This window comes from Rothia sp. HMSC061D12, assembly GCF_001836735.1.
GTDB lineage: Bacteria > Actinomycetota > Actinomycetes > Actinomycetales > Micrococcaceae > Rothia.
Map to the genome: position 1 here is coordinate 796,018 of NZ_KV830305.1, position 23,061 is coordinate 819,078.

Consider the following 23,061-nt stretch of genomic DNA (forward strand, 5'->3'; position numbering starts at 1 on the left):
GGACACAGTGAAGCCCCGGCGGGCGCCTCCTGATCGAGGCACCCTCCGGGGCTTTCTCACGCCGAGTATCCGGGTTTGCCGGGTACTGTGACTATGCCGGGTTAGCCGCGCATACCCTCAACCGGGGACATGCGAGCCGAACGAGCCGCCGGCAGAGCCGAAGCGAGCATTGCGGCGAGCACACCCACCACGAGGATGACCACGTACCAGACGTACGGCAGGTCAAGCACGAGCGGGGCGGAAGCACTCATGGAAGACATAATAATCTGCGCCGAGAGGCTACCAATCACCGCACCGGAAACCATACCGAGCACCACTGCGGCGAGCGTAATCAGAATCGCTTCAATGGAAATCATGCGGCGCAGCTGCTTGCGGGACAGACCCAGCGAGCGGAGCATCGCGTTCTCGCGGCGGCGTTCGTTGACCGACAGGGTCATCGTGTTCGCCACACCAATGATGGAGATGACCACTGCGAGCATGAGCATCACCAGGGTGAAGGTCAGCATAACGGTCAGCAGCTGGTCGTAGGTCTGACGTTCCTGCAAGCCACCGGTAAAGGAGCTGTCCGGGCTGGCTCGGTTCAGGTCAGCCTGCAGGGTCGCGTTCTCGCTACTGGTCAGCGGGGAGGCGGCGCGCACCAGAACGACGGTGTCGTTACCGGTTGCCTGGCTGGTGACAGTCAGGTGAGCTGCCTTCGTCTGAGCTTCCTTGTCACCGCTGGCGATTGCTTCTTCCATGCGCTTCTGAGCTTCCTCAGCGGCAGGGTTGGCAACCTTCTGCGGGTTCTTGGCGTCCTGCAGCTTGGCGGCGGTGGCAGGGTTGACAATCAGCAGGTTCTGCTTGGTTGCGGACTTGACGGGCTTGAGTTCCACTTCGCCGAGCGGGCCGTGTGCCTTCAGACGGCTGGACTCATTCAATCCAGCGGACTTCCAGAGGCCCTGCGGTACGAGCACGGTGTCATCCGCAAGGTTCGAGTTTTCGCCCGGCAGGATTGCCTTCAAATCGGAGGAGCTCAGCGCCACCAGGTCGGAATTCTGGTTGGCGGTCTGGCCTTCGTACTCGACGGTGTAGTCAACCACACCGGCTGCGTAACCGACGGCGGATGCCTGAACGTTCTTAATACCCTTGACCTTGGAGGCGATTTCCTCCGCCTTGGTCACGGTGGAGGTTGCCTCGGACTGGTCATACGAGCTGTACTTTGCCTGCGCAGAAATCGGGTACTGCTGATCCAGGGCTTTGGTCAGCGAGGCGCTCAGCACCGAGTAACCGGTCAGCACAGTCGATACGACCAGGGTACCCACCAGCACGGCACGACCGGTGGAGACGGTGCGCTTGGGCGAACGTAGTGCGTTGGCGAGCGCCAGCTTGCCGGTCTGGGTGCGGGTGACCTTACCGAGGGCACGTACCAGCGGGGGCAGTACCAGCGGGGTGAGGAGAAAGACCGCGATACCGAGCAGCAGCGCGGCCCCCATCATGAGGAGGATGGCCTTATTGCCGGCACCCTCACCGGAACCCTGGTTCTGAGCCAGCATAGCCAGGCCGATACCTGCGGCACCGAAGACCAGACCCAGGATCGGGCCGACCTTGCCGGGCTTGCGCACCTCAAGGTTGGTGTGCTCGCTCATCGCGCTGATGGGCGAGATGCGCAGGGCGCTTCGTGCCGGGGAGAGCGACGCCAGAACCGTCACGATGGTGCAGAGGAGCACACTCACCAGGATTGGGGTAATCGAGTACGAAATCATGATGGTGGTCAGGTTCGCACCAACCAGCGCGCCAACCGGGTAGGTCAGCAGCGCACCGATGAGGGAGAACACTACGCCCACGGTAACCGATTCGATGAGTAGCATCCGTACGAGGGAGCCGCCGCGAGCACCGAGGGTGCGCAGCAGAGCCAGCTCACGGATGCGCTGGCCGACCAGCACCGCGAAGGTGTTGGAGATGACGAACGAGGAAACCAGCAGAGCCAGTGCTGCGAAGGCGCCCAGGATCACGCTAATGGAGGTGAAGACCGTGGAGATGGTCTTCTGGTAGTCCTCCAGTAGCTTCTGACCGGTCATCACGCGCGGGTCGTTCTTGCTGTCGCCGCTGCTCAGGGAGTCCTGCAGGCTCTTGAGTTTGGCGTCGGTTACGCCGTCCTTGAACTTGAGGTAGATGAGGTTCGCGCCAGCCATGTTTCGGTAACCGGCGGCGGAAGTCTTGTTTTCGGTTTCGGCTGCTTTCAGCGTAGCTTCGCCGAGGCTGGTACCGCCAATAAAGACAGCCTGGTTGGTGGTGGAACCTTCAAAGCCAGGGTCGAACAGACCGACGACGGTGTATTCGGCGGTCTTAGTGGTGCCGGGGGCGCTGACGGATTCCACAACGTCGGTGCTGGTGACCTTGCCGTTCAGCGAGAGGTTATGCTTCTTCGCGAAGTAGGTGGAGACCATGATTTCGTGGTCGCTACTGGGGATTTTGCCCTGCACCTTGTACGGGAAGAGGCTCGAGTCGGCGGGCAGCTGGTTGTACTGCACGGGGGTTTTCTGGTCGCCGGTACCGATCGAACCCGTGACGGCGTACTGCACCCAGTAGCCGGAGAGCAGGTCGCTCTGCTCTACCTTCTGAATCTGGTCGCGAGTCAGATAGACGGAGGTGCTGTCTTTGCCATCGTAGGTGGTAGCGGCGGAGGCGACGACCGCCTCGGCGCGGGAGAGCACGTCACCAACGGAGGAGTTGACGGTCGCCTGCAGCGAGTTGGTGAGCATCATAATGGCTGCGATGAAGAAGGAGGAGATCGCGATGCCTATGCCCGTAAGAACGTATTTTCCTTTGGAGGCGCGCAGGTTGGAGCGCGCCACCGTGTTCAGTGTGGTTGCCACGGCTTATCGACCTTCCAGCTGTGCCATTGCGCCGAGGACGGCGTCGTAAGTGGGTTCGATCATTTCGCCGGCGACCATGCCGTCCTTGATGAAGACCACACGGTCTGCGTAGGAGGCGGCGTTTGCGTCGTGGGTGACCATGAGGATGGTCTGTGCGTGGTCGGTTGCGGCGGCACGCAGCAGGCGCAGCACCTCGGCACCGGAGTTGGAGTCGAGGTTACCGGTGGGTTCGTCAGCGAAGACCACTTCGGGGCGTGCGAGCAGTGCACGCACGATGGCGACGCGCTGCTGCTGACCGCCGGAGAGCTGTTCGGGGCGGTGGTTGAGGCGGGTTTCCAGGCCGAGGGTCTTGACCAGGTAGTCGCGCCACTGCGGGTCGGGCTTCTTACCGGCAAGGCCCAGGGGCAGGTCAATGTTCTGGCCCGCGGTGAGGGTGGGCACCAGGTTGAACGCCTGGAAGATGAAGCCGATGTGTTCGCGGCGGAATTCGGTGAGGGCGTTGTCCTTCAGACCGAAGAGCTCCACACCGCCAATACGAATCGAGGTGGCGGGGTTCGGGTCGGGGGTGTCCAGGGTTGCGATGGTCTGCATCAGCGTGGACTTACCCGAGCCTGAGGGGCCCATGATTGCGGTGAACTTGCCCTGCTCAAAGTCGACGGAGACGTTGTTGAGGGCGTGGACGGTGGCTTCACCGATGCCGTAGGTTTTGGAAAGGTTTCGTGCGGAGACGGCAGGCTGCGCCGCCTGGGCGTGATGAGTTGTCGTAGTCATAGTTCAATTATTTCACGCAATGTGGCGCTGACTACGGTGTTTTTATCATCCTCCAGGTTGATTTTGGTAGGTGTTCACCGGCTCTTGCCCTGCGGATGCGAAGATTCCCCACTCATTCCACGGGCTGAGGTGAGCCTGAGGCGGGCTGGGCGGGGTGCAGACCTCATCCTTAAGGATGAGTGGCGGCTCAACCTACGTCCTCTCTCTGTTCCCCCCATCCCTGCCCGCGCCTACACCTATATGTATGCGAAAAAGCCCCCGGCTCTTCCCCCATCTGGGGGGGGTCAGGAAGCCGGGGGCTTTCATAGACTATCCGTTACAGCGCTATCAGTTACGGCGCTGTCTGCTGATGCTCAGGCAGCTGTTATGCCTTGGGTGCTTCGTAGCGGGGGAACACCGGTGCGGGTGCGGGCAGTTCGGTGCCGGGCACGAGTGCGGTGCCGAGGGCTGCGAACTGGCGTGCGTCGCCTTCGGGTACGCCGAGCAGGGTCAGCAGCTTGGCGGTCGAGTCGGGCATGACGGGCTGCAACAGCAGGACGACCTGGCGTACAACCTCGAGGGTTACGTACAGCACGGTGTTCATGCGGTCGAGTTCGCCGTTCTTGCGCAGGGTCCAGGGTTCCTGTTCTGCGAAGTAGGCGTTGGTGTCTGCGAGGACGGTCCATATGCGCTCGAGTGCGCGGTGGAATGCCTGCTCGTCGAAGTCTGCACGGACGGGCTCGTAGAGGGCTGCCGCCTGGTCGAGGATCTGGCGGTCAGCTTCGGTGAATTCGCCGTCGGCGGGGACGGCACCGCCGCAGTTCTTGGCGACCATGGACAGGGAACGCTGGGCGAGGTTGCCGAGGTTGTTCGCCAGGTCGGAGTTGATGCGGTTGATGATGGACTCTTCGGAGTAGGAGCCATCCTGACCGAAGGACACCTCACGCATGAGGAAGAAACGGACGGCGTCCAGACCGAATGCGTCGACGAGGTTTGCGGGGTCAACGACGTTACCAACGGACTTGGACATCTTCTCACCGTTGACGAGCAGGAAGCCGTGGCCGAAGACGCGCTTGGGCAGTTCGATTCCGGCGGACCACAGGAATGCAGGCCAGTAGATGGAGTGGAATCGGGTGATGTCCTTACCGATGAGGTGCAGGTCTGCGGGCCAGTACTTGGTGAACAGTTCGTTGTCGGTATCGGGGTAGCCGAGGCCGGTCAGGTAGTTGGTGAGGGCGTCGACCCACACGTACATGACGTGCTTGTCGTTGCCGGGTACGGGCACGCCCCAGTCGAAGGTGGTGCGGGAGATGGACAGGTCGTTGAGGCCGCCCTTGACAAAGGAGATGAGTTCGTTGCGGCGGGATTCGGGGTAGACGTAGCCTTCGTTGGCGTAGAGTTCGAGGAGCTTGTCGCCGTACTTGGAGAGGCGGAAGAAGTAGGATTCTTCTTCGGTCCATTCGACCTCGGTGCCGGTGGCGATGGCGTAGCGCTGGCCGTCGCGTACTTCGGTTTCGTCTTCGGCGTAGTAGGCTTCGTCGCGGACGGAGTACCAGCCGGCGTACTTGTCGAGGTAGATGTCGCCGTTTTCTTCCATGCGCTTCCAGATTGCCTGGGATGCGACATAGTGGTCGGGGTCGGTGGTGCGGATGAAGCGATCGTAGCTGATGTTCAGCGCGTCGTTCATTGCTTTGAAGCGTGCGGAGTTCTCGTCGGCGAGTTCCTTAGCGGTCTTACCGAGTTTTTCGGCGGTGGTCTGCATCTTCTGGCCGTGCTCGTCGGTGCCGGTCATGAAGCGCACGTCGAAGCCGTCGAGGCGCTTGAAGCGGGCTAGCACGTCGGCTGCGATGGTTTCGTAGGCGTGGCCGATGTGCGGGTTGCCATTGGGGTAGGAGATGGCGGTGGTGATGTAGAACGGAGTTGCAGTCATAACTTTCAGTTTACCGCAGTCTTAGGCGCGACTCTCACTGGGGTTACACTCTGATACGCGGTGGCTTATTGCTTGTGGGTGGAGGCTGCCACGCCGCATGTTTCCTCCGCGCCTACGCAGGGGCACCCGTCACCCGGACGCTCCGCTTTTCTCCTTGCTCCGCTGCGGAGAGCGTCCGTGTGACACCCTGAGGGCGCTTCCGGAAAACACGGCGCACCAGCCCAAACATTCAGCCACCATGCAACACGCTAAACCGCGACAGCCTCCCCCGCCACAGTTCGCTAGGCACGGGGCGCACATACTGAACCACCGCGTATCTACCGCAACCCCGGCGGGACCGCAGCGTACCCCGAATACCGATACACACAGAGGTGCATATATCCTCTGCCGCGACATCAGGGTGTCCGAGCTCTGCGAGGACGGGTCCCCTGCAGGAGCAAAGAGGATATATGCACCTCGCACTACAAAACCGTATTTCAAGGGGAACGCAAAAATCCCGCCGATTCCGAAGAATCAGCGGGATTTTCTTTGAAGTGCGCCCCCTGGGACTCGAACCCAGAACCCATTGATTAAGAGTCAATTGCTCTGCCAATTGAGCTAGAGGCGCTTATTTGTTTTTCAGGGTTTCCCCTGCAACAAGTAAATACTATACGGCATTCTTTGGGTGCCCGCAACTCGATTAAGCATGAACTGCATCACACCCCTTGTTTTAGGGTTTTACCTGGCTCTCGTTAGACAGAAATCCGGCGCCCCTCCCCTCCCCTATAGCGGGGTGTGGGTGGAACGCCGGATTCTTAGAAAGCTATTGCTGAGCTACCGTTTAGCGAGCGACGGAACCTTCGGTGTAGTCGTCGTTAGCGGTGTTCCAGGAGAACAGCTCGCGCAGCTTGCGGCCGGTTGCCTCGATGGGGTGTGCCTCGCCCTTTGCGCGCAGTTCCTTGAACTCGGGTGCGCCTGCAGCCTGGTCTTCCATGAAGCGCTTTGCGAAGTTGCCGTTCTGGATGTCTGCCAGGACAGCCTTCATGTTTTCCTTGACCTCGGGGGAGATCACGCGGGGGCCGGAGACGTAGTCGCCGTACTCTGCGGTGTCGGAGATGGACCAACGCTGCTTAGCGATGCCGCCTTCGATCATCAGGTCAACGATGAGCTTAAGCTCGTGCAGGACCTCGAAGTATGCGATTTCGGGCTGGTAGCCAGCCTCGGTCAGGACCTCGAAGCCGTACTGGACGAGCTGGGAGGTGGAGCCACAGAGAACTGCCTGCTCGCCGAACAGGTCGGACTCGGTCTCTTCGGTGAAGGTGGTCTTGATGACGCCTGCGCGGGTTGCGCCGAGGCCCTTTGCGTAGGACAGTGCCAGTGCGAGTGCTTCGCCGGATGCGTCCTTCTCGACTGCGACCAGGGCGGGAACGCCGCGGCCTGCTTCGTATTCGCGGCGGACGGTGTGGCCGGGGCCCTTGGGGGCGACCATTGCCACGTCGACACCCTCGGGTGCGGTGATGTAGCCGAAGCGGATGTTGAAGCCGTGTGCGAAGAACAGTGCGTTGCCGGGCTTGAGGTTCGGCTCGATGCTCTCTGCGTAGACCTTTGCCTGGACCTGGTCCGGGGTCAGGATCATGATGACGTCTGCTTCTGCTGCTGCTTCTGCAACGGTTGCGACGCGCAGGCCTTCTGCCTCAGCCTTGGCACGGGACTTGGAGCCCTCGGACAGACCGACGATGACCTTCACGCCGGAGTCACGCAGGTTCAGTGCGTGTGCGTGGCCCTGGGAGCCGTAACCGATAACTGCTACGGTGCGGCCCTGGATCAGGGAGAGGTCTGCGTCGTCGTTGTAGAAAATGGTTGCTGCCATTTCTTCTCCTCAGTAAGTTTGATATGCGGCCCAGGCTGGGCTCAACATTCACTATTCTACTTGATAGCTGTTTAGTTGCGGGCTGTCGAGATTACTTCTCAGCATCTGAAGTATCCGGAAGGTCTGTGAGCCCATAGGGTCGGGTATCGCATCGCTACCGGTTTTCCCGGTTGTAGCGGTGCGATACCCGACGCTATTTCCCGCTGGTGCGGGGTTGGTGTGGCACCCTGGTGGGTGTTAGATGCGCTCGCTCATGGCGCGGGGGCCACGTGCCAGGCCGATGGTGCCTGCGCGGACGATTTCGCGAACGCCGTAGGGTTCGAGAACTTCCAGCAGTGCGTTGAGCTTCTCCTCAGAACCGGTTGCCTCGATGACAAGGGACTCGGGGGAAACGTCGATCACGGATGCGCGGAACAGGTCGGCTGCCTGAACGATCTGCAGGCGGACTACGGGGTCTGCCTTGACCTTGATCAGGATGTGGTCGCGCTGAGTGGAGGAGTCGGCGGGAAGCTCGACGACCTTCAACACGTGAACCAGCTTGTTCAGCTGCTTAGTAATCTGCTCGATGGTGTGAGCGTCACCTTCGGTTACGACGGTGATGCGGGAAACACCGGGGTTTTCGGTGGGGCCCACAGCCAGGGAGAGGATGTTGAACAGTCGGCGGGAGAACAGACCGGAGACGCGGGTGAGAACGCCCGGCTTATCTTCTACCAGAACGGACAGAGTGTGCTGAGACATTAGTTCTCTCCCTCACGATCGAACTCGGGCGAAGTGTTCTTCGCAATCCAAATCTTGTCATTAGATACGCCTGCCGGGACCATGGGCCAGACGAGGGCGTGGGGGCTGACGGTGAAGTCAATGACCACGGGGCGGTCGTTGATTTCGAGGGCAGCCTTAATGGTTGCGTCCACGTCTTCGTCGCGTTCGCAGCGGAAGGTTGCGCAGCCGTATGCTTCGCCGAGCTTGACGAAGTCGGGGATGCGTACGGTGCCGTGGCCGTCCTTCAGGTCGGTGTTGGAGTAGCGCTCGTTGTAGAACAGAGTCTGCCACTGGCGCACCATGCCGAGGGAGGAGTTGTTGATGATGGCAACCTTGACGGGGATGTTGTTCTGTGCGCAGGTGACCAGTTCCTGGTTGGTCATCTGGAAGCAGCCGTCGCCGTCGATAATCCACACGGTGGAGTCGGGGTGTGCGACCTTTGCGCCCATGCCTGCGGGAACGCCGTAGCCCATGGTGCCGAGGCCTGCGGAGCTGATGAAGTGGCGGGGGCTTTCCTGCTGGATGTAGTGTGCACCCCACATCTGGTGCTGGCCAACGCCGGTGACGTAGTATGCGTCGGGGCCGGTGAGGGCGCTGATGCGCTCGAGAACGTACTCGGGGGAACCGAGGCCGTCGTTGGGCTTCTCGTAGCCGAGCGGGTAATCCTTGCGGATGACGTTGAGCTCGTTCCACCATTCGGTGAGGTTCGGCAGCTGCTGTGCGAACTCGGTGGAGAGCAGGTCGGTCAGCTCGGGCAGTACGTACTTGAGGTCGCCGACGATCGGCACGTCTGCGAAGCGGATCTTCGAGATTTCTGCCGGGTCAACGTCGATGTGGATGACCTTAGCTTCGGGTGCGAAGGAGTCGAGCTTACCGGTGACGCGGTCGTCGAAGCGTGCGCCGAGGGTGATGAGCAGGTCAGACTTCTGCATTGCGGCGACGGCGGGGACGGTGCCGTGCATGCCGGGCATGCCGAGGTTCTGGGGGTCAGAGTCGGGGAACGCGCCGATTGCGTTGAGGGTGGTGACGACGGGTGCGCCGATGAGCTTAGCCAGCTTGTGGAACTCTTCGGAGGCACCGGAGCGTACCAGGCCACCGCCGACATAGAAGACGGGGCGCTTGGACTCGGTGATGAACTTTGCGGCTTCGTGGATCTGCTTGGAGTGGCCGCGGGTGACGGGGGTGTAGCCGCGCAGCTCCAGGTCTTCGGGGATGCCGCGGTATTCCATCATGCCGACCTGTGCGTCCTTGGTGACGTCCACGAGCACGGGGCCGGGGCGGCCGGTGGATGCAATGTGGAATGCTGCAGCCAGTGCGCGGGGGATGTCCTGCGGGTCGGTGATCATGAAGGAGTGCTTGGAGATGGGCATTGCCATGCCGACGATGTCGGCTTCCTGGAATGCGTCGGAGCCGAGCAGTGCGGTGGACACCTGGCCGGTGATTGCGACGAGGGGGACGGAGTCCATGTTTGCGTCTGCGATTGCGGTCAGCAGGTTGGTTGCGCCGGGGCCGGAGGTTGCGATGCACACGCCGGTCTTGCCGCTGGACACTGCGTAGCCCTGGGCTGCGTGGCCTGCGCCCTGCTCGTGGCGGACCAGGATGTGGCGGACCTTCTTGGAGTCGTACAGGGGGTCATAGGTCGGCAGAATAGCTCCACCAGGCAGGCCGAATACGTCAGTCACACCCAGGTCTTCGAGGGTGCGGACGATTGCCTGAGAACCGGTCATGCGTTCTGCGGGAGCGTTTGCCGCGTCATCAGAAGTGGAAAATCCCATGGTCATGGAAATGCCTCGTGTCTTAATGGTTCTTCGTTGTACTCAATGTTCTGCGTGGGTGTTGTGTGTTCCGCACGCATCCTATGCCCGGGGGTACCAAGCTATAAAAAATGCCCCTCGCTGTTGGTGGTAGCGGTAGGGGCGCTCAGTCGCAGTGAATAGACCCTGCCACTCGCCCTAGGCGACGTCGACAAGGTTTAGAATTCGCTGGAACATTGCTGTCTTCACCCTTCTATGGTGCGCCCCGAGAGGGGGTGAGTCAAATCTCTGTCGGGCAACACACCCGTTTTTGTTCATAAAGGCGCAGGTCGAATACTTTCTTTCATGATGTGGACACCTTGTGCGCGTGTGTGCACTCTTTGGGCGCTCTTTTGAACAGGTGAGAAAAACTCGCATTTTTGGACGTCATGGCGCGTAATATGTGCGAATACTCGTGACCTTCGTTGGTTGCCCCGGTAGACTGAAGCTATGACCGAACCGATTATCACGGTCGCTGATGAGCTGACCGAAGCAAGTAAGTACGCAGAGGTTATTGACCCCCGTAACTCTGTTGAGAGTAGCGAGTTTTTGACGGGTGAGGAACTCATTCGGGTTCTGCACCCGGTTTTTGACGAGCAGATTATTAATTACGGTGCATACAATTTGGTGTATGCGACGGGCCGTGCGGTTTACCGTAATCCTGATTTGGCGTTGCATCAGTCTCCTGATCAGGGGCATTTTATTGTTGGGTATCAGGATGCGCCTGATGAGGTGATTATTGCTCCGGTGAATTTGCCGGCGTTGACGCCTGCGGGTACGGCGACGACGATTGATAATACGAATGCTCTGCATGCGTATCGTGTGGGTGATGATGCGGTGACGCTTGAGTCGGTGAATGGCAGCTCGTTTTATTTGTCGTTTGAGGATAATGCTGAGGTTGCGACTCGTTTTGGCACTGGTCTGCTGGAGCAGGGTAAGGATGTTGAGGATTTCCGTGAGTTTGTGACGCGGATTTGGCCGGTCCTGTAGCCGTGTGACTTTTTGAGGTGAATGCCCGCTACTGTCTTGTGACGGTGGCGGGCTTTCGTATGCCTTGAGTCTGCCACATTGCTGGCTTGAGGTGCGGTGCACGTCCTCGCTCCTACAGGGGCACCCGCCCTCGCTTCGCTTCGGGCACCCTGATGTCGCTACGGACGACACCGACACCTCGGCGCGCACTACGCCAACCATCAAGCAGCAGGCTAAAAAGGCGACAGCCCTCCCCCGCCCCACACGTAGGACATTAGCCACCACGCAACACACTAAAAGGCGACAGCCCTCCCCCGCCTCAGTTCGCTAGGCACGGGGCGCACACACTGAACCACCGCGCAACCCAACGAACCGGCGGGATTCCACGAACCCCTGAACCACAGATTACGAAGAGGAGCCGGGTGGCGCATCGGTAGCGCGCCGCGTTTTCCGGAAGCGCCCTCAGGGTGTCACACGGACGCTCTCCGCAGCGAAGCAAGGAGAAGGCGGAGCGTCCGGGTGACGGGTGCCCCTTGCGTAGGCGCGGAGGAAACATGCGGTGCGCACCATCAAAAACAAAGCCGAGCCCCGACTCCTCAAGCCGCATAAATCTTTTTCAGAGGGAACGCAAAAATCCCGCCGATTCCGAAGAATCAGCGGGATTTTCTTTGAAGTGCGCCCCCTGGGACTCGAACCCAGAACCCATTGATTAAGAGTCAATTGCTCTGCCAATTGAGCTAGAGGCGCTTATTTGTTTTTCAAGGTTTCCCTTGCAACAGAAAAATACTATACGCGAGTTTCCATGGTGTGCGCAAGTTGATTCAGGGTGAGCCTGGACACATTGTTTGGGTGGGGTGTGTGGGACACTAGACTGTGTGTATTGCATGGGGTGCGTCCGCCCTTGGTACTGCGTGGGGCGCATCCGCTCCCCCTTCCATATTGTTGTTTTGAGGAGTTTTTGATGAGCGTTCGTCTTGAGCCGGGCACCCCGGCGCCTGCTTTTACCCTTGCTGATGCGTCGGGTAAGGAGCACAGTCTGAGTGATTATGCGGGTAGCAAGGTGATTTTGTATTTTTATCCGAAGGCGTCGACTCCGGGTTGTACGAAGGAGGCGTGCGATTTCCGCGATAATTTGGCGTCGTTGAAGTCGTTGGGTTACGTGGTGTTGGGTGTTTCTCCGGATTCGCCGGCGGCTATTGCTCGTTTTGTGGAGAAGGAGTCGTTGACGTTCCCGCTGCTGTCTGATGCTGATCATGCGGTGGCTGAGGCGTATGGTGCGTGGGGTGAGAAGAAGAATTACGGCAAGGTGTATGAGGGCCTGATTCGTTCGACGTTTGTGATTGATGAGCAGGGTGTTATTTCTGTGGCTCAGTACAATGTGCGTGCGACGGGTCATGTGGCGAAGCTGCGTCGTGATTTGGGTATTGACCCGAAGTAGGGTCACGTTTTCTGGGGTTTGCGTATCGCCGTTCTGTTGCTTCTTGAGGGGGTTGTTGTTCGGCGTGTTTGCGGACTTTTGCCCTATGGGGGCTTCTTTTAAGGCTTGGAGAACCTTGGTTCCTGGTGTACACTAATTTTTTGTTGCCTCAGACGCATGCATCTTCGGATGTGGGGTGACGCTACGCGCGAGTGGTGAAATTGGCAGACACGCAGGATTTAGGTTCCTGTGCCTTATGGCGTGGGGGTTCAAGTCCCCCCTCGCGCACACACATTCACATTGGGCCCGCCGTCACGGTTTTCGTGGCGGCGGGTTCTCTTGTATGTGCCTTGCCGGGGTGGATGTGTCTCGCCCGGTTGGGTGTTGAACCGTTATCCTGAGAGATAAGCATCCGCGACGGAAGAGAGGACCCTCCCGTGCAGCATCAGCCTTATGCATCGTCAGCTGTTGGCAGTTCTGATGCGCTGCTGCGAGCCACTGCCGGCTCGAGTGGCTTGAGTCGACGTGCCGTTTTGCGTTTTGGCGCGCTTTTTAGTGCTGGTTTGGCGCTTTCTGCGTGTTCTGGTCAGTCTTCTGCTGGTTCTTCGGCGAGTGCGAGCGCGTCGTCTGCTGATGCGCGTCGTGTGTTTCGTTTTGCGCAGGGTGCGGCGCCGTTGGGTTTGGACCCGGCGTTGTTTCCTGTGGCGAGTACGTATCAGGTGACGGCGCAGGTTTTGCAGACGTTGTTGGTGGCGAATCATTACACGGGTGATCCTGAGGTTCAGGATTCGTTATGTAGTGAGTGGACGGTTTCTGATGACCGTTTGGTGCATACGTTTGTGTTGCGTGAGGCGCATTTTAGTAACGGTTCTGCGTTGACTGCGGATGCTGTGGTACAGAATTTCCAGAGGTGGCAGGCGTTGGCTACGGGTGAGGGTACTGCTGCTTTGGCGGTGCCTGCTCAGCCGTTGTTTGCGTGGGGTTTTGGTGTGCCAAAGCCGGGTTCTATTGATCCTTCGGCGGTGGAGCCTGCGCCTGTTCAGGCGTCTCCGTCGGGTGCGGCGACTCCGTCTGCGAGTGCCTCTGAGACTGCTACCCCGAGCGCGTCTGCTTCTGCATCGACTTCTGCGAGCGCTTCTGATGCTGCGCATCCGGGCGATAAGAAGGGTGCGCAGAAGTCGGATTCCGCTCAGTCCTCTGTGGTGCAGTCGTTCTTGCCGTTGGTTTCGTCGGTGGTGGCGAAGGGTAACTCTGTGGTGGTGACGCTGTCGCGTCCTTCTCTGGCATTCCCGCGTATTTTGACGCAGCAGGCGTTTGGCATTATTGATCCTTCGCTTTTTGGTGCGGATCAGAAGCTGACGGGTAACCCAGTGGGTACGGGTGCGTTCCGTGTGGAGTCGTTCGAGGCCGGCACGGTTCGCTTGCTGAAGAATACCCATTTTGATGGTCAGGCACCTGAGCTGGATGAGATTCAGATTTCGACCCTCACTTCGTCGGATAAGCGTTATTTTGCGCTGATGGAGGGTCATATTGATGCGTGTGATCAGGTGAATTCTTCTGATCTGGGTCAGCTGGCGCGTGATGGTTATCAGACGCCGGGCCGTGACCCGTTCTCGCTGGTGTATTTGGGTTTGAATACGGCGCATCCGGTGTTGAAGAATATTTCGGTGCGTCGCGCTATTTCGCATGCTGTGGATCGCGGTGCGTTGCGTCAGTATTATCCGCAGGGCACCTCGGATGCGCAGACGCTGATTTCGCCGTCGTTCCGCATTAAGGCTGATGATGCGAAGGATTACACGGACCGCAATCAGGATATGGCGCGCTCGCTGTTGGCGACTGCTGGGTACGACAATCAGGTGATTGAGTGCTATTACCCTGCCGATGTGTCTCTGCCGTGGATGGATACTCCGCAGAAGGTGTATTCGGAGATGGTGGCTTCGCTGATTGAGGTGGGTCTGAATATTAAGCCGGTGCCTCTGCCGTGGTCTGAGTATCTGTCGAAGAGCCGTGAGGTTTCTTCTGAGCGCGGTATTACCTTGGCGGGTTTCTACGGCATGTACCGTGACCCGTATGCGTTCTTCGGTCCGGTGTTGGCGCCGCTGATTGCTGAGCATCAGGTGCGTTCGTTGATTGCTAATGCGCCGTCGGATATGACGACTGGTTTGACGAAGAAGAGTTCTGATGTGCCGTCGTCGGGTGGTGCGAATTCGAATGTGCGGATTTCTGCGACTCCGAGCCAGCAGCCGAGTTATTCGCCGGACCCGTTGATGCCTGAGGAGGAGGCTTCGGCTTCTGCTTCTGCTTCGCCGAGCCCGTCGGCGTCGCCTTCGCCGTCGCCTACTGCTGTGGCGGTGGCGCCGTCGCCTCGTTTTACTGAGATTTTGGAGGCGATTCGTACCGCGGACTCTGCCGATTCGGTGGATTCGCAGCGCGAGTTGTATGCGAAGGTTGTGTCTCAGTTGGGTCAGTTCATGCCGGCGGTTCCGTTGCTGAATGTGACGTCGAAGGTGGCGGTGAGCCGTGAGGTTCAGGGCTATCAGACGGAGCAGAATGCGATTGAGCTGTTCGGTAAGCTACGTAAGTTGTAGGCAGTTCAGGTTTGAGTGTTGCGTTGCGTGTGTGTTTGGCGTGCCCTGGAGGGTTTTTACCTTCCAGGGAAGCTAACATGTGAACTGCAACACTCTCCTGTTATTTGCTGATTCTAGCTATGCCAACCCCGCTAAAAGGAGTAGGCTAGATGATGTACCCCACATTCACTGTGCCCAGGCCGGGCACCCGCACCCCTAAGGGAGAATTCAGTGGTAGCACGTACTGAACGAACCGACGTCGTCCTGGTCGGCGGCGGCATCATGAGCGCCACCCTCGGCGTGTTCCTCAAGGAGCTCGAACCGACCTGGAATATTATCCTGCTCGAACGCCTCGACAAGGTTGCTCAGGAATCCTCCAACCCCTGGAATAACGCAGGTACCGGCCACTCGGCGCTATGCGAACTCAACTACGCACCCGCTGGCCCCGACGGCACCGTCTCGGCAGCTAAGGCGCTGAATATTAACGAGCAGTTCCAGGTTTCCCGCCAATTCTGGGCTTCCCTGACTGAGAAGAATATTCTGACTGACACCAGCTTCATCAACCCGGTCCCCCACATGTCCCTGGTCTTCGGCGAAGACCACTCCAAGTACCTGGCTGCGCGCTACGATTCTTTCCGCAAGGAGAAGCTCTTCGAGCGTATGCAGTTCTCCAATGACCGCGAGAAGATTGGCGAATGGGCACCGCTGACCGTCAAGGGCCGCAAGGGTAACGAGTCGATGGCTGCAACCTGGTCCCCCGAAGGTACCGACGTGAACTTCGGCTCCCTCACCGAGCAGCTGGTCGATTACCTGCAGACCAAGGGTGTTGAGGTTCGCTACGGCTACCAGGTCACCAACCTGAACCGCGAGTCGAACGGTTCCTGGACCATTGACGCCGTCAACCGCATCAACAAGGAAGAGCCGCTGACCATCAACGCGAAGTTCGTGTTCCTCGGTGCCGGCGGTGGCGCCCTGCACCTGTTGCAGAAGTCCGGCATTGAAGAGGGTAAGGGCTACGGCGGCTTCCCCGTCTCCGGTCTGTTCCTGCGCAACACCCACGAGGCAACCGCAAACCAGCACAACGCTAAGGTGTACGGTCAGGCTTCGGTGGGTGCACCTCCCATGTCCGTGCCGCACCTGGACACCCGCTACGTGGACGGCAAGCGTGCTCTGCTCTTCGGACCCTACGCCGGTTTCAAGACAAACTTCTTGAAGCAGGGTTCCGTACTGGATTTGCCGAAGTCCCTGCGCCTGCACAACCTATACCCCATGACCCGTGCAGGTCTGGATAACTTCTCCCTGGTCAAGTACCTGCTCTCCGAGCTGGTCAAGGACAAGAACGCTCGCCTGGAGACCCTGCACCAGTACTACCCGGAGGCTGTTGGCGGCGAGTGGGAGCTCATCGAGGCTGGCCAGCGCGTTCAGATTATGAAGAAGGACGCGAAGAAGGGCGGCATCCTGCAGTTCGGTACCGAGGTTGTCTCCGCAGCGGACGGCTCCATCGCAGCTCTGCTGGGTGCATCCCCCGGTGCTTCCACCGCGGCTCCGATTATGCTGAACCTGCTGGCTAAGTGCTTCCCCTCCAAGATTGCCGGTTGGGAGCCTCGTCTGAAGGAGCTCATCCCCGGTTACGGCGTGAAGCTCAACGATAACCACGACCTGGCTGATGAGCTGATGGCTCACACCGCTAAGGTTCTGGGTATTCACAACTAGTTTTCAGTTAGGCTCAGCAGGTAGCTTTATACCCTAGCTGACAAGCCTTTTTGAGGCTTTTCGGGGCGGTTACCCTCTCTAACTGACCGACAGGTCAGCTATCTGCACTCGCAGAAAAATGCGGGAGGGTTAGAAAACCCTATAATGTCACCGCAGGGGCGGGAAGGACAGCTCATTGTTCTCCTCGCCCCTTCTGTGCGCCCACACGCTGAAGCTCATAGGCGCACCACTGTGTACACCCCACTCATTCAAGGAGCCCCATTGGCTGCACACACCGGCTCTTCCACGGACACCTCCTCAACCCAGGTATCCGCCGGAGCTCGACGCGGACTCTTCTCCCGTAAGAAGAAGCCCGCAGCCCCCAAGTACGCAAGCGTGAAACTGCGCGACTTCCCCAAGGGCAGCATCCTCTACATTCTGCGCCGTGCCATCTACAAATTCGGCGCAAACGGCGGCACCGACATGGCGGCAGCACTCACCTACTTCACCGTGCTGTCCATCTTCCCCGCCCTGCTGGCAATCGTCTCCCTACTGGGCGTATTTGGTCACGGTGAGGAAAGCGCCGCCGTCATCCTCGCCTTCCTCAAGGACAACGCGCCCGCCCAGATGTACGCCATTATGGAAGACCCCATCAAGCAGATTACCGGCGACCATGGCGCAGGACTGGTGCTGTTGACCGGTATCCTCAGTGCGATCTGGTCCGCCTCCGGGTACACCGGATCCTTCGGCCGAGCTCTCAACACGGTCTACAACGTGCGTGAAGGTCGCCCCGGCTGGATTCTCAAGCCGTTGAACGTCTTCGTCACCACCGTGATTATCATCCTCGTGGTACTCATGATGCTCATGATGCTGCTGGGTGTAACCGTCCTGGACATGGTCGGTCAGTACGTGCCCGCGACCGTCGACATGGAGCTCATCAAGCTCATCTGGCTCAACGGCCGCTGGGTCCTCATCCTGTTCATGGCAATCGCCCTGATCACTCTGCTCTACGCCGCAACCCCGAACGTGCGCCGCTTCAAACAGTGGAAGCTCTCCCCCGGTGCGGCGCTGGCGCTCTTCGGCATGAGCCTGGGCGGTTTCGGCTTCACCCTCTACGCCAACAACTTCAGCAAGTACAACGCCACCTACGGCCTCATTGGTGGTGTGATTGTGATGCTGCTGTTCATCTGGATTATGAACAATATGCTTCTCTTCGGTGCGCACCTGGACGCAGAAATCATGCTCATGCGCCAGGTACTCGCCGGCGAAGACGACCACGGACACCTGAAGGTTCAGCCGCGCAGCACCACCGCATCCCGTGCGATGAAAGAACAGCGCGAACGCCTCATGTCCGCCGGACGCGAATTGCAGCAGCAGGCGGCAGGCCAGGGCATGCTCCCCAAGCCGAAGGGCCCCTCCATTGCGGCTCGCGTGCAGAAGGCTGTGGACACCAACACCACCATGATTCGCACGCTCATTGCCGACGGTAAGGAACGCATCGAAAACGGTAAGGAGCAGCTGCAGCAGAAGCAGGCTAAGGCCGACACCAAGGCGGAAGCTACCGAATCTGAGGCGAAGGTTGACTCTCAGCAGGAGGCGCTCTTCGACCCGAGTGCCGACAATCCGAACGGCGCAGCAAAGAAGAACTAAGCGGCAGCTCAGCTGAGCGCGTACCGTCTCAACGCATCAAGGGCGCGAGATAGAAAAGGGCGCAGGACAGAAACCCTGCGCTGGTCACTAAGATAGAACTATGACCAGTGCAGATTTCTCTCCCGCGCCCTTTGCCGTACCCAACACTGCTGTACCCGGCACTACCATGCCCGACCTCGAGTACACCCTCTACCAGCCGCAGCAACTCAAAAGCCGCGTCCCCGCCCTCATGATTCACGGCTTCGCCACCCGCGGCGAACAGCTCTACGGCGGCACCAGCTGGATCCGCCAATACCTGCGCGCCGGATACCCCGTGCTGATTGTTACCCTGCCCTACCACTCAGACGAATACCTCAAAGACCCCGAATCCATGCACGCCGTCGACTGCAAACTCCCCGACAACACGAGCGTGCGCAGCCGCACAATTCCGTTCGATTCGGTGCCCCCTGTCGATGCGGCAGGTCAGCCGCTGACCCCCATGCACCTGTTCACCAACCTGCTCGCCCAGCTGCTGCGCACCGTCGCCACCGAGAACGACCTCGGCGTTGAACTGGAGCCCCGCGCGCACGTTATTGGCTTCTCCTTCGGCGCCCGCGTCGGCTGGGAACTCGCCCTCACCCACCCGGAGGCGGTCGCATCCCTCACCCTGGGCGGCCTGCCCCTACACGACCACCTCATCACCCTGCGCGCCATGCTCGAAGCGCACGAGGGCACCAGCGTCACGGCGGATGGTGAAACCCCGGCGGCGGACTCCACCGACGAGGCGATTGCCTCCTTCACCTCGATTATTGACAACTCCCCCGTTCAGCCCGACGCGCTGCTGAAGTTCGTACGGATTTCCTTCGGCCCGTTCTTCGACGTGCCCGCGCTGCGTGCCGGATCCCCCGACCTACCTGCGGGTCACCCGGGCGCGCATCCACACGCACCCGTTGCGGTCGTGCTCGGCGACGCGGACACCATCGCCGCCGACGGGGCGGAACTCTACGACATGGTGCGCGAGGACAACCCGCTCAACCGCTTCATCTCCCTACCCGGCCGCGACCACGTCAACGCACTGACCTCGGGCGCATTCCGACGCGGTGCGCTCGCCTTCGCGGCAGAAGTGGAAGCGGCGACGTCATAAAACGTCACATTCCCCTGGGGGCTTCACGCTCAGCCCCGGGGTGCGTCAGGTATGCCTTAGCTCTTAGAATGGGAACGTATCAAAAAACCTTTATCTAGCGGTTGAGGCTCAACCGCGCCCAGCAAAGGAGCACCATGCACAAGGTCAAGGCTGTCGTAGCCCTCGCCCAGGACGCACCCGTCACCGTCACCACCATCAACGTACCCGACCCCGGCAAGGGCGAAGCACTCGTCAAGGTGCTCACCTGCGGCGTCTGCCAGACCGACCACCACTACGTCACCGGCGGCGTCGGCCAGGACTTCCCCTACCTGCTCGGCCACGAGTCCGCAGGTATTGTCGAGGCTGTCGGCGAGGACGTCACCGACATCGCCCCCGGCGACCTGGTCATCCTCAACTGGCGTGCCGTCTGCGGCGAGTGCCGCGCCTGCCGCAAGGGCCAGCCGCAGTACTGCTTCGCAACCCACAACGCAACCCAGAAGATGACCCTCGAGGACGGCACCGAGCTCACCCCCGCACTGGGTATCGGCTCCTTCGCGGAAAAGACCCTCGTCGCCGCCGGTCAGTGCACCAAGATTACCGCTGACATCAGCCCCGAACAGTACGCAGCAATCGGTCTGCTCGGCTGCGGTGTCACCGCAGGTCTGGGCGCTGTGCTGAACACCGGTGAGCTCAAGCGCGGCGAGTCCGTCGCAGTCATCGGTTGCGGCGGCGTCGGCACCGCAGCAATCGCGGGTGCACAGCTCGGTGGCGCAACCACCATCATCGCCGTCGACATCGACGAAGATAAGCTGGCACGCGCACGCGAGCACGGCGCAACCCACACCGTGAACTCCTCCAAGGTCGACCCCGTCGAGGCCATCAAGGAACTCACCGGCGGCTTCGGCGCAGACCTCGTCATCGACGCTGTCGGCATCGCCCCCACCTTCAAGCAGGCCTTCGAAGCACGCGACCTGGCTGGCCGCGTCGTCCTCGTCGGCGTGCCCGCACCCGGCACCACCTGGAACATCCCGCTGGACGAGGTGTTCGGCCGCGGCGGCTCCATCAAGAGCGCATGGTACGGCGACACCCTGCCCTCCCGCGACTTCCCCGAATTCGTGGACCAGTACCTGCTCGGCCGCCTCGACCTGGACGGCTTCGTCTCCGAGCGCATCAGCCTCGAGGACGTCAACGAAGCATTCGAAACCATGAAGACCGGCCGCGTGCTGCGCTCGGTCGTGGAACTCTAGGAGCGTAGCGTGAGCGAACGTATTGAACGAGTCGTCACCTCCGGCACTTTCTCGCTGGACGGCGGCTGCTGGGACGTCGACAACAACGTCTGGATTATTGGCAATGACTCCTCCGTGATCATCATTGACCCCGCCCACGACGTCGACAAGATCTCCCGCACCGTGGCAGGCCGCACCGTGGAGAAGATCCTGCTGACCCACGCCCACGACGACCACATCCGCAGTGCCAAGGAGGCGGCAGAACGCTTCGGCGCACCCGTCTACCTGAACCCCGCGGACCGTGTGCTCTGGGAAATGGTGTACCCCTCCTGGGACTTCGACCACGCACTCGCTGACGGCGACGTGCTGCGCATCGGCGACACCGAGCTGACCGTACTTGCCACCCCCGGCCACTCCCCCGGTTCCGTGTGCTTCTACGCACCCACCCTCAGCTGGGAGAACAGCGAAGGCGTCGTCTTCTCCGGTGACACCCTCTTCAACGGCGGCCCCGGCGCAACCGGACGCTCCTACAGTGACTTCGACACCATCATCGAGTCGATCTCGACCCGCCTGCTGACCCTGCCCGAGTCCACCGCGGTCCTCACCGGCCACGGCGACAGCACCGGCATCGGCCTGGAAGCACCCGAGCTTCCGGCATGGATCAAGCGCGGTCACTAAACCGGTAGGTAGCCTCACGCTGAAGTTCTGACGCTGAGGCTCTCAGGCTGAGGTTCTCAGGCCGAGGCTCACCACAAACCGAGCACGGTACGCAAAAGGCGGATGCCCCACCACCCACAGAAGGTGGCGGGGCATCCGCCTTTTAGTATGCGTTCGCAACGCTCAAGCTCAAATGCGTGCGGTCGAGCCGCGCACCGAATTAGCCACGCGCCGAATTAGCCATGTGCCGTACTAGCTGCGCGCCGTCTCAGACAAAGGAGTCAGCTGCTCCTCATGCTCAGAACGCCACAGGTAGCCGTACAAATGACCCAACGCAAAATACAGAGTCGCAATAATCACCGGAACCATAAACGCATTACGGTAATACGGGGCATCCCCCATATAGCCGCCCCACATACAGCCCAGCGCAAGACCAATGCCCAGCATCGAACGGGTAAAGAAGCTCGCCTGCGCATCAGGAATATGCTTGAGCGAACGGTTCAGCCACAGCTCATGGCCGCCAAACGCCACACCCAGCACCGCGCCGCACAGCGCCAACGCATAGAAAATCGTGGACGTATCATCGCTCGCCGGCAAGTACAGCGCCGCCATAATCAGCAGAACGCCGCTCACCAGCCAGCCATGCCACGGGTTCACCGAACGGCCACCCAAAACCACGGGGAAAGCCACCACCACGAGCGCACCGGTACCGGTCGCAACCATAGCCATGAACAGGTTCATCGAACCGTGAATCAGCGAGAAGCCCAGCAGACCAGAACCAACCGAACCCATGCACGCACCCAGCAGCACCAGACCAAGAATCAGCACCACCGTCTGACGGCTCGGACGCACCAAATTCTGCGGCGGAGCCATACGAATACGAGAAATATCAGGCAGCCACATCGGCGCGGCTAGAACCACAATGAACAGCAACGCATCCAGAATAATCGTGATCCAGAAACCCGCATACTCATGATTCGGGGTGATATACGCATCACCCAGCCACACCAGCAGAGCAGCCAGCGGGTACATCGACATGTTCGCCGTAGTACCCCACGACACCGCAGTCGACAAGCGAACATCACTGTACTGATAGTTACGGCGATACAGCGACTCAAGAGCAAACGGAGTCCACGGCGGAGTCGTGAAACCCATCGCCACACACGAGAGCGCATGGTAGGTTGTACTCACGTTATTCGGGTCAACCGTCAAACGCCAACCAATGACCAGCATGTTCAACACCGCGGCAATATTCAGTATCGACGTAATCGCCAGCAACGCCCGCAAACCCAGGGCACGCACCAGCATCGGGCCGAGCATAATCTGCACCGAATACGCGCCAGTAAACGCCGCCACTGCATAGCCGCCATCATGCACACTACCCAGGTGGCTCGCCAACAGAATATACAGCGCAAACGCCGAGGAAGCCGCCGGAATGTGGAACAGAATCGTCAACACGTTACGGGCAAATCCCTCAGAACGAAGCACCGCATACAGATGACGACGCTGCTCCTTACCATTGCGCAGGAACAATGCCCAATGCTGACGCAAAATGTCCGGCAGCGAGGTGTTCGTGTTAACCTCATCCGCAGCCGGAATCGGGCGAGGCGGCAGCTCCTGCAACACGTGCTCGTTGCTGCGCACCACATCCGTCAGGGAGGTGCCCGGAACCGTCGGAATGCCTGTACCCGAAGCACTCAACCTATCCGAAGTATCGGGGGCGGGTGCCACCTTCATGGTGCGCGGAGGAACCTCCGGCGCGGATGCGCCAGTGCGCGCATCAGCCGAAGGTTCCACACGATACGTTGAATTCGGGTCCCTATCCTGAGGTGTCGAGGTCATCAT

The 23,061-nt window shown here is 60.0% G+C and carries 15 protein-coding genes and 3 tRNA genes; 9 read left to right on the forward strand and 9 right to left on the reverse strand.

The features are described 5' to 3' along the window. Positions 1–101: 101 nt before the first annotated feature. From HMPREF2682_RS03025 to HMPREF2682_RS03055, 7 genes are all read right to left on the reverse strand, one after another. Positions 102–2,855, reverse strand: coding sequence for an ABC transporter permease (locus tag HMPREF2682_RS03025; RefSeq protein WP_070831290.1), 2,754 nt, complete (start codon positions 2,853–2,855; stop codon positions 102–104). Positions 2,856–2,858: 3 nt separating this feature from the next. Next, a complete protein-coding gene (locus HMPREF2682_RS03030; RefSeq protein ID WP_070831293.1) occupies positions 2,859–3,626 on the reverse strand; it encodes an ABC transporter ATP-binding protein in 768 nt (255 codons plus the stop codon). Between the two features lie 364 nt (positions 3,627–3,990). Then, complete coding sequence (gene metG / locus HMPREF2682_RS03035; protein ID WP_070831296.1) at positions 3,991–5,535, reverse strand: methionine--tRNA ligase; 1,545 nt, start codon at positions 5,533–5,535, stop codon at positions 3,991–3,993. A 534-nt stretch (positions 5,536–6,069) separates the two neighbouring features. Continuing rightward, a tRNA-Lys gene (locus HMPREF2682_RS03040) sits at positions 6,070–6,142 on the reverse strand. A 213-nt stretch (positions 6,143–6,355) separates the two neighbouring features. Further along, on the reverse strand, positions 6,356–7,384 hold the full coding sequence (gene ilvC, locus HMPREF2682_RS03045) for a ketol-acid reductoisomerase (RefSeq protein ID WP_070831299.1): 1,029 nt from the start codon (positions 7,382–7,384) through the stop codon (positions 6,356–6,358). A 237-nt stretch (positions 7,385–7,621) separates the two neighbouring features. Further along, positions 7,622–8,122, reverse strand: a complete 501-nt coding sequence (gene ilvN / locus HMPREF2682_RS03050; RefSeq protein WP_070831302.1) for an acetolactate synthase small subunit — start codon at positions 8,120–8,122, stop codon at positions 7,622–7,624. Continuing rightward, a complete protein-coding gene (locus tag HMPREF2682_RS03055; protein WP_070831305.1) occupies positions 8,122–9,924 on the reverse strand; it encodes an acetolactate synthase large subunit in 1,803 nt (600 codons plus the stop codon). Before HMPREF2682_RS03055 ends, ilvN begins: the two co-directional genes overlap by 1 nt. Positions 9,925–10,386: 462 nt before the next feature. Here HMPREF2682_RS03055 and HMPREF2682_RS03060 point away from each other — a divergent pair, with 462 nt between their 5' ends. After that, complete coding sequence (locus tag HMPREF2682_RS03060) at positions 10,387–10,926, forward strand: hypothetical protein (protein ID WP_070831307.1); 540 nt, start codon at positions 10,387–10,389, stop codon at positions 10,924–10,926. Positions 10,927–11,579: 653 nt separating this feature from the next. Here HMPREF2682_RS03060 and HMPREF2682_RS03065 read toward each other — a convergent pair. Then, a tRNA-Lys gene (locus HMPREF2682_RS03065) sits at positions 11,580–11,652 on the reverse strand. 214 nt (positions 11,653–11,866) lie between these two features. Between HMPREF2682_RS03065 and bcp the strand changes: the two genes are divergently transcribed. The 8 genes from bcp to HMPREF2682_RS03105 all read left to right on the forward strand — a co-directional run bounded on the left by bcp (position 11,867) and on the right by HMPREF2682_RS03105 (position 21,237). Then, entirely contained in the window at positions 11,867–12,343 is a 477-nt protein-coding gene (gene bcp, locus HMPREF2682_RS03070; RefSeq protein ID WP_005508643.1) for a thioredoxin-dependent thiol peroxidase, read from the forward strand. Positions 12,344–12,528: 185 nt separating this feature from the next. Continuing rightward, positions 12,529–12,610, forward strand: a tRNA-Leu gene (locus HMPREF2682_RS03075). 149 nt (positions 12,611–12,759) lie between these two features. Then, entirely contained in the window at positions 12,760–14,910 is a 2,151-nt protein-coding gene (locus tag HMPREF2682_RS03080; RefSeq protein WP_070831310.1) for an ABC transporter substrate-binding protein, read from the forward strand. 210 nt (positions 14,911–15,120) lie between these two features. After that, positions 15,121–16,602 (forward strand): malate:quinone oxidoreductase, encoded by a 1,482-nt coding sequence (locus tag HMPREF2682_RS03085; protein ID WP_070831312.1) that lies wholly within the window; start codon positions 15,121–15,123, stop codon positions 16,600–16,602. Between the two features lie 261 nt (positions 16,603–16,863). Further along, a complete protein-coding gene (locus HMPREF2682_RS03090) occupies positions 16,864–18,231 on the forward strand; it encodes a YihY/virulence factor BrkB family protein (RefSeq protein WP_070831315.1) in 1,368 nt (455 codons plus the stop codon). 100 nt (positions 18,232–18,331) lie between these two features. Continuing rightward, positions 18,332–19,354 carry an alpha/beta fold hydrolase gene (locus tag HMPREF2682_RS03095; protein ID WP_070831318.1) on the forward strand — a complete coding sequence of 341 codons (1,023 nt, stop codon included), beginning with the start codon at positions 18,332–18,334 and terminating at the stop codon, positions 19,352–19,354. Between the two features lie 134 nt (positions 19,355–19,488). Next, the gene (locus HMPREF2682_RS03100) at positions 19,489–20,580 is read left to right on the forward strand and encodes an S-(hydroxymethyl)mycothiol dehydrogenase (protein ID WP_070831321.1); all 1,092 of its coding nucleotides are present in this window, start codon (positions 19,489–19,491) and stop codon (positions 20,578–20,580) included. Positions 20,581–20,589: 9 nt separating this feature from the next. After that, positions 20,590–21,237, forward strand: coding sequence for an MBL fold metallo-hydrolase (locus tag HMPREF2682_RS03105; RefSeq protein WP_070831324.1), 648 nt, complete (start codon positions 20,590–20,592; stop codon positions 21,235–21,237). A gap of 231 nt (positions 21,238–21,468) precedes the next feature. On the opposite strand, the gene HMPREF2682_RS03110 is transcribed toward HMPREF2682_RS03105, so the two are convergent. Continuing rightward, on the reverse strand, positions 21,469–23,058 hold the full coding sequence (locus tag HMPREF2682_RS03110; protein ID WP_246827242.1) for an MFS transporter: 1,590 nt from the start codon (positions 23,056–23,058) through the stop codon (positions 21,469–21,471). Between the last annotated feature and the right edge of the window lie 3 nt (positions 23,059–23,061).